This window comes from Bradyrhizobium sp. MI1.10 (assembly GCF_055811035.1).
This window is the reverse complement of sequence record NZ_JBVVPN010000125.1, coordinates 1-1,719: the sequence shown is the minus strand read 5'-3', so window position 1 is coordinate 1,719 and position 1,719 is coordinate 1. Positions and strand designations below refer to the sequence as shown.

General features: G+C 64.9%; 3 protein-coding genes. All 3 read right to left on the bottom strand.

What is annotated here, in order from left to right:
• The coding region (locus AC0L3K_RS40515) for an ABC transporter permease subunit (protein ID WP_473368196.1) at positions 1-296 on the bottom strand (296 nt) is incomplete at its 3' end.
• Positions 297-308: 12 nt separating this feature from the next.
• The gene (locus tag AC0L3K_RS40510) at positions 309-1,022 is read right to left on the bottom strand and encodes an ABC transporter ATP-binding protein (protein ID WP_007599709.1); all 714 of its coding nucleotides are present in this window, start codon (positions 1,020-1,022) and stop codon (positions 309-311) included.
• Positions 1,019-1,719 (bottom strand): ABC transporter ATP-binding protein (locus AC0L3K_RS40505; RefSeq protein WP_473368195.1); only part of this gene is annotated, 701 nt, incomplete at its 5' end. The genes AC0L3K_RS40505 and AC0L3K_RS40510, both read right to left, overlap by 4 nt.

The following is a 1,719-nucleotide window of genomic DNA, read 5'->3' as shown; positions in this document are numbered from 1 at the left end:
ATGAAGCCGGCGACGTTGGTCAGCACCGGCGCCTTGGCGAGCGGCTTGAACAGGATGCGCTCGATCGCGATGCCGCCGACAAAGGACAATGCCAGCGTGATCACGAAGGCGGCCCAATAGGGGATGCCCCATTGCATCAGCTGCCAGGAGATGAAGGTCGAGAACATCGCCATCTCGCCCTGAGCGAAGTTGAGATGGTCGATCGCCTGATAGATCATGACCACGGCGAGCGCCATGCAGGCGTAGATCGCGCCCGTGGCGATGCCGGCCAGCACTTGGTTGGTGAACAGCTCCATCGTGCCGGCTCCTCAGTAACCCAGGTAGGATTTGCGGATTTCTTCGTTGTTCGCGATGTCCTTGGCGTTGCCCGACATCACGATGCGCCCGGTCTCGATCACATAGGCCTGGTCGGCGAGCTCGAGCGCAAGCTGGGCGTTCTGCTCGACCACCAGGATCGACACCTTGTCCTCGCGATTGATCTTGCCGAGGATGCCGAACAGGTCGCGCACCACGAGCGGCGCCAGGCCGAACGAAGGCTCGTCCAGCAGCATCAGCCGCGGCCGCAGCATCAGGGCGCGGGCGACCGCGAGCATCTGCTGCTCACCGCCCGAGAGCGTGCCGGCCTGCTGCGTATGCCGCTGCTTGAGCACCGGGAAATGCGCATACATGCGCTCGATGTCGGAGACGATGCCGGCGCTGTCCTTGCGAGTGATGGCGCCGAGCTGGAGGTTTTCCTCCACCGTCATGGTGGTGAAGGTGCCGCGGCCCTGCGGCACATGGGCGATGCCGAACCGCACGATGCTCTCGGTGGAGCGGTTGTTCAGCGGCTTGCCGTCGAACTCGATGCCGCCGGTCGAGCGCACCATGTTGCAGATCGCGCGCAGCGTGGTGGTCTTGCCGGCGCCGTTGGCCCCCAGCAGCGTGGTCAGCGATCCCTCGCTGAGCGAGAAGGACAGGCCGTGGAGCGCCTGGACCTGGCCGTAATAGGCGCGCAGGTCCTTGACGTTGAGCAGCGTCGTCATTGGTCCTTGCTCCCGAGATAGGCCTTGATGACGTCGGGATCCGCCTGCACCTGGGCCGGCGTGCCTTCCGCGAGCTTCTTGCCGAAATTCAGCGCGACGACGTGGTCGGCGATCGACATCACGAGGCCCATGTGATGCTCGACCAGCAGCACGGTCATATGGCGTTCGTCGCGGATGCGGCGGATGAGGTCGCCGAGCACGTAGACTTCCTCGTGGTTGAGGCCGCCGGCGGGCTCGTCGAGCAGCAGGATCTTCGGATCGGCAGCGAGCGCGCGCGCCAGCTCGACGCGCTTCTGCGTGCCGAACGGCAGGCCCGACACGACGGTGTGGGCGACATCCTCGAGGTCGAGATAGGCGAGGATCTCATGCACCTTCTTGTTGACGTCGCTCTCGCTGCGGCGAACCCAGGCCAGCCGCAGCGAGTCGCTGATGATGTCGCTGGAGGTGCGGGCATGGGTGCCGACGCGGACATTGTCCATCACCGACAAATTCGGAAACAGCGCCACGTTCTGGAAGGTGCGGCCGATGCCGATCTCCGCGATTCGGTGCGGCGGGCGCGTCAGGATGCTCGCGCCCTCCATCAGGATGTCGCCGGACGACGGCTGGTACAGCCGCGAGAGGCAGTTGAAGAGCGTGGTCTTGCCGGCGCCGTTAGGGCCGATCAAGCCGAGGATCTGGCCCTTGTGCATGTCAAAGG